This is a genomic window from Flavobacterium branchiophilum NBRC 15030 = ATCC 35035 (genome assembly GCF_002217205.1).
GTDB lineage: Bacteria > Bacteroidota > Bacteroidia > Flavobacteriales > Flavobacteriaceae > Flavobacterium > Flavobacterium branchiophilum.
The window spans coordinates 22,437-28,687 of sequence record NZ_MUGT01000129.1; the positions used below are offsets into that span (position 1 = coordinate 22,437).

Here is a 6,251-nt window from a genome sequence, read left to right on the forward strand (position 1 = left end):
CTATTTGGTTTTGATTATGATGCCGTCTTTGCTGATTTTCAATTCTTTTAAATCGCCTTTCGTATTAGAAATCGTATCGGTTTTGATGTTGATTTCCTTTTCGTTGATGTTTACCTCGGGTATGGCCATTTCGTCTAAATCTACGTCATAGTTTACATCATCATAGTCATTTTCATCATCTGGACAATTGGTGCAAAATACTTTGGATTTTCCAACTTTATAAATATAATCGGAAGAAGAATAATGCAAATTAAAGAAATCGTTGTCAGATTCGTCATACTCTTTTACATTTTCATCTACTTTAAATAATAGCCCTTTTGGAACATATAAAATGATATTAACTTCTTGATCTCTAAATTTGTTGTCTAAATTTGTTGTCAAATAATTATCCAACCATATTTGATTTCCTTCCATTTTAAATCCATAATTGATCCGTTCTGCCCGTTGTTTGGCATCCGACAATGAACTGCCGTTGGCTTGTTTTTCAATTTGAATATAAACCATTTTATCGTTAGACTTTTTTATTTCAAAATGAACATTGTTGCTAAAAATAATTTTATTTTTTAAAGAATCTTCGGTAATATTTAATTCATTCTGTTGGATATCGTTTGCAAAATTTTCGTTGTATCTAAATTTAATTTGCAGTGTATCATTGGGTTGCAAAGAAATATTTTGTTTTTTGACCACTCTACCTTCATTCGAGTAGGCACCAATTTGTTGTACACCAACGGCAATGGCAAAAGTGAGAGACAAAATCCAAATGGCCAATAACGTATTTTTGGTTATGTTCCCGATAGATTTTAAACTAGGAGATACCAATTTTAAACCCAATAAAATCAAGACAAAAAACGGGATGCCCACCACAAAAAACATGGTTAATCCAAATGTCCAAATAGGATAATCATAATTGCCCGTTTCGATAAATGTTGTCCAAGGAAATTGAATATTATGTATATTTCCTAAAGTAAAAACACCAATTAGCAATGCAACAATTGTTAAAAATCCTGTAAATATTAACATTCCTCCAATAAATTTAAGAAAAATATTTAATAATGTAAGGATAAAATCACCTAAAGAATTGGTGAAATTTTGATTTTTTATTTTATTTTTTTCTTGAAAATCTGAAAAAGTATAAGAAACATTTTCAAATTCCTGACGTACTTTTTTTTCAATATTAGAAATAGTAACGGGTTCTCCAGTCATTTCTAATTTTTCGGTAGTAGTTACAGCTTCAGGAATAACAATCCAAAGTATGATATATACCAAAAAACCAGTGCCATAAAAAGAAATCATACATAAAAATATCAGTCTGAACCAAGATTTATCAACACCAAAATAATGCCCCAAACCTGCTAAAACACCCCCTACCATGGCATGATCTTTGTCTCGATACAATTTTTTTAGCCTTGTTTTATCGCCATTTATATTGGTAAATGAAAATCCAGTTTGTTGATTTTCAGATTGTTCATCGTCTATTCTGTAATCTTCTGGTTGTCCCATTACAGCAATAACTTCGTCCACTTCTTTCAAACCAATAACATGCTTGTCTGATTTTTGTTTTTCAGAAAACAATTCAGAAACCCTAAGTTCAATGTCTTTGATGATTTCGTCTTGTCCATTAGAATTTTTTAAAGAGCGTTTGATGGCATCAAAATACCTACTTAATTTTTGATAAGCATCTTCGTCTATATGGTAAAAAAATCCTCCTAAATTAATGTTTACTGTTTTGTTCATGGCTAAAGTTTTTTATGGGTTATTAAGTTTACGGCATCGGATAATTCTGTCCATGTACCGGTTAATTCATTCAAAAATATCTGACCTTCTTCTGTAAGTCCATAATATTTTCGAGGTGGTCCAGAGCTACTTTCTTCCCATCTGTAGGTAAGTAAACCATCGTTTTTCAAGCGGGTTAAAAGCGGATACACGGTGCCTTCTACAACTAATAATTTTGCTGTTTTGAGTGTATCCAAAATTTCGGATGTGTAAGCATCTTTTTCCTTCAATACGGATAAAATGCAAAACTCCAAAACTCCTTTTCTCATTTGAGCTTTTGTGTTTTCAATGTTCATAAATTTGTTTTTTTACTATTCGATTTTTGATTGATGATGATAAAAACAGAGCAACAATAGTATGCCTATTAATTTCTTATGCAAAGATACGGCTAAAAAACAGTATCTTGTTTTGCATAGTACTTAAATTTAACATTTATTTAACTATTGTTGATTGTTTGTCAATTGAAAAATAAACCTTAATTTTACAAAAAATTAAAGACATGCTCAGTAAAGCTTCCAAAATCAATTTATTTTTGGCCTTAAAACTTCCAAGTGCTTTTTTTAGTGGTGTTCGACTCAAACATATTGACAATCAACAATGTATTACAACCGTAAAACACCGCTGGATCAATCAAAACCCATTTCAATCTTTGTATTTTGCTGTTCAAGCCATGGCTGCAGAACTCTCCACGGGTGCATTAGTAATGTCGAGTATAGAAAAATCAGGGCAGCCTATCTCTATGTTGGTAGCCAATAACAAAGCAACATTTACAAAAAAAGCGGTTGGTCGCATCCAATTTTGTTGTTCTGAAGGATTAAAGGTAGAACAAACCATTGCACAAGCCATTGCTACTCAAACAGGACAAACGGTTTGGCTCAAGTCTATTGGCACAGATGAAAAAGGTCAACAAGTGTCGGAAATGGATTTTGAATGGACTGTAAAATTGAAAGTATTCAAACCAAAAAATAAGTAAATGAAAGTATTACTAACAGGTGCTACAGGTTTAATTGGGCAAAAACTAACAGAATTGTTATTGGAAAAAGGCCATCAAGTTAATTTTTTGACTACTTCTATAAATAAAATTAAAGATGAACCCCATTTGAAGGGATATTTTTGGAATTTAAAATATGGCAAAATAGATGATAGTTGTTTTAATGATGTAGATGCGATCATCCATTTGGCGGGTGCAAGTATTGCCAAAAGGTGGACCCAGCATTATAAAAAAGAGATTTTAAATAGCCGAGTAGCGAGTACACAATTGCTATACAAAGGATTGAATAAAAAAACCAATCATATCAAACACATTATTGCAGCATCTGGAACGGCCATTTATCCAGACGATGATCAAAACATTTATTATGAGAGTAGTACTGAAAAAGCGACAGGTTTTTTAAGCGATGTTGTACAAAAATGGGAAGAAAGTGTAGATATTTTTAGTAAAAATCAAATTACGGTGTCTAAAATTAGAACTGGAGTGGTTTTTGCAAAACAAGGCGGTGCCCTTACTGAAATATTGAAACCCATAAAAAATGGTTTAGGAGCTCATTTTGGAGACGGTAACCAACAACAATCGTGGATCCATATAGATGATTTGACGCAATTGTATTATTATGTTTTGACACATCATTTGAGCGGTGTTTATCATGCAGTAGCTCCAGAAGTTGTAAGCAACAAAGTACAAAACAATACAATTGCCCAAATATTAAATAAAAGAATTTGGCTGCCCAATATTCCAAAATGGTTTATGAAATTGATTTTAGGCGACATGCACGAACTTTTATTTAACAACAAAAACATCAGTTCTGAGAAAATTCAAAAAGCTGGGTTTCAATTTCGGTTTCCAACAATACATGCTGCCTTAGTAGATATTTTGAAATAATTTAGAATTTTTTTTGAAATAAAATAAATACAATTCTTAAAAATTATATACATATTTACATAAAAATTATTAAAATACCTTAATTATACAAAATAAGCTAATTATTTTATATAATATAACCATAAATTTAATTGTTCTTTAAATTAAAATTCTAGTAAAACATTACAAATAAATATTGAGTTCTATTTTTTTATAAAATATTTTTCAATAAATAAATTTTACTATTCTTGCTACTATTTTCAAGACTATATGACCTTTTTTTTATAAATGAAATAGAAAAAAAAATCAAGAGTTCAAGAAAAATGTGGCCATATCATAAAAAAGAGGGTGTAAAATGAATAACTCCTATTTTTTGATTCAAAAAAACAACATTTACACAAAAATTTGTTAGAAATTTAGAAATCATTTTTATATAAAAATAAATGTTGTAATTTCGCACCCGATGAAAAAAAGAAATGCACATATTACTCCTTTTGCATTAAGGAAAACTTTGATTGCTTCGCCCGAAGTAAGGGTACTCTTGTTGTAGTACTCTAACCCAATAGTTTTAGCTTTTTTAATCCTTTTATTTTATTTGTTTTGAATTTTTTTCAAATTTCCAAAAGATTTTTATCTACAATAAACCACACTAAAAGTATTGTTAAAATACATTTTAGTTGTTTGTTATGGCCCCAATTCATCAAGTCAAAACAATTCAAATTTCCAACAACCAACATATAAATCGACATCTTAAAATGAATCTTAAAATCATAGTAGCCCAAGAAGAACATTTTCAGTTTGCCCAAGAAATTTGCGACACCATAGAAACCTCAGCAAAACTAAGAGGTACAGGCATTGCAAAACGTACACCCGAATATATACAAAAAAAAATGATACAACATGATGCTATAATAGCATTAGTGGAAGGGCAGTTTGCAGGTTTTTGCTATATCGAAAGCTGGGAACATGGCAAATTTGTAGCCCATTCTGGCTTGATAGTACATCCTGATTATCGGAATTTAGGTTTGGCCAAAAAAATTAAAACTAAAGTATTTGATTATTCATTAGAGAAATATCCCGAGGCCAAAATTTTTGGTATCACCACAGGATTGGCGGTGATGAAAATTAATTCGGATTTAGGTTACAAGCCAGTTCCGTTTTCAGAACTAACCACCGATCCCAGTTTTTGGAAAGGTTGTCAAACTTGTACCAATTATGAAATTTTGAAAAGTAAAGACAATAAAATGTGTCTTTGCACAGGAATGTTGTATGATCCACAAGAAAAACCAAAAGATCCACCAAAACACCCATTTAATATTAAGATTTTAAATCGATTAAAATCGATAAAACAAGCCCTTTTCTTAAAAAAATAATAACAACACAACATAAATATATACAAATGAAAAAAGTAGTTTTAGCATATAGCGGAGGATTGGATACCTCCTATTGTTTGAAATATTTAAAAGACGACCAAGGTTTTGAAGTACACACCGTATTGGTAAACACTGGCGGATTTGATGCAAACGAATTGGAAGCCATCGAAAAAAGAGCTTACGAATTAGGGTCGGCCAAGCATGTTAATTTAACCATTTTGGACGAATATTACGACAAAGCTATAAAATATTTGATTTTTGGAAATGTATTAAAAAACAATACCTACCCCCTATCTGTAAGTGCCGAGAGGGTTTTTCAAGCAATAGAGGCCATACAGTATGCTAAAAAAGTGGGTGCATCTGCTATTGCACATGGTAGCACGGGCGCTGGTAATGATCAAATTCGATTTGATTTGATTTTTCAGACTATTGCACCAGAAATTGAAATCATTACCCCTATCCGTGATTTAAAATTATCAAGGCAAGAGGAAGTTGCTTACTTACAAGCAAAGGGTGTTTCATATTCGTGGGAAAAAGCTCAATATTCTATCAACAAAGGCCTTTGGGGAACGAGTGTGGGGGGCAAAGAAACTTTAACATCAAATCAGGCTTTGCCTAGTGAAGCCTATCCTTCGCAGTTGCAAAAAACAGACGAAGAGCAAGTAACACTTCATTTTGAAAAAGGGGAACTCGTAGGACTAAACCATCAATTTGACAAGCCGTCTAATAATATTGTGGCATTAGAAAAAATAGCAAGTGCCTTTGCAATTGGTAGAGATATTCATGTGGGCGATACGATTATAGGCATCAAAGGAAGAGTGGGCTTTGAAGCTGCTGCCCCTTTAATCATCATCAAAGCACATCATTTACTCGAAAAACATACTTTGGGCAAATGGCAACAATATTGGAAAGAACAATTGGGTAATTGGTATGGGATGTTGTTTCACGAAGGGCAATTTTTAGACCCTGTGATGCGAAATATTGAAACTTTTTTGACAGATACACAACAAACAGTAAACGGTACTGTTACTGTTTCTTTAAAACCCTATCATTTTTCGCTCAATGGAATTGATTCGCCTAATGATTTGATGAATACAGGATTTGGTCAGTACGGTGAAATGAATAACGCTTGGACATCGGATGATGCAAAAGGTTTTATTAAAATTTTAGGCAATGCTCAAAATATTTTTTCGACGGTAAATCATTTAAAATGAGAATCATAAAGGGAGGTTGATGGTTGATGGTTG

At 31.9% G+C, this 6,251-nt stretch carries 6 protein-coding genes; 4 read left to right on the forward strand and 2 right to left on the reverse strand.

Annotated features, from left to right (window positions below; translation table 11 throughout):
• Both B0A58_RS13170 and B0A58_RS13175 read right to left on the reverse strand, forming a co-directional pair.
• Positions 1–1,734: a PspC domain-containing protein gene (locus B0A58_RS13170; RefSeq protein ID WP_089081445.1), complete on the reverse strand. Its 1,734-nt coding sequence runs from the start codon at positions 1,732–1,734 to the stop codon at positions 1–3.
• A 2-nt stretch (positions 1,735–1,736) separates the two neighbouring features.
• Entirely contained in the window at positions 1,737–2,069 is a 333-nt protein-coding gene (locus B0A58_RS13175) for a PadR family transcriptional regulator (RefSeq protein WP_014084553.1), read from the reverse strand.
• A gap of 203 nt (positions 2,070–2,272) precedes the next feature.
• Here B0A58_RS13175 and B0A58_RS13180 point away from each other — a divergent pair, with 203 nt between their 5' ends.
• The 4 genes from B0A58_RS13180 to B0A58_RS13195 all read left to right on the forward strand — a co-directional run bounded on the left by B0A58_RS13180 (position 2,273) and on the right by B0A58_RS13195 (position 6,218).
• A complete protein-coding gene (locus B0A58_RS13180; RefSeq protein WP_089081446.1) occupies positions 2,273–2,746 on the forward strand; it encodes a DUF4442 domain-containing protein in 474 nt (157 codons plus the stop codon).
• Positions 2,747–3,652: a TIGR01777 family oxidoreductase gene (locus tag B0A58_RS13185; protein WP_089081447.1), complete on the forward strand. Its 906-nt coding sequence runs from the start codon at positions 2,747–2,749 to the stop codon at positions 3,650–3,652.
• A 734-nt stretch (positions 3,653–4,386) separates the two neighbouring features.
• The gene (locus tag B0A58_RS13190; protein ID WP_089081449.1) at positions 4,387–5,004 is read left to right on the forward strand and encodes a GNAT family N-acetyltransferase; all 618 of its coding nucleotides are present in this window, start codon (positions 4,387–4,389) and stop codon (positions 5,002–5,004) included.
• A 26-nt stretch (positions 5,005–5,030) separates the two neighbouring features.
• On the forward strand, positions 5,031–6,218 hold the full coding sequence (locus tag B0A58_RS13195; RefSeq protein ID WP_089081448.1) for an argininosuccinate synthase: 1,188 nt from the start codon (positions 5,031–5,033) through the stop codon (positions 6,216–6,218).
• Positions 6,219–6,251: the final 33 nt, after the last annotated feature.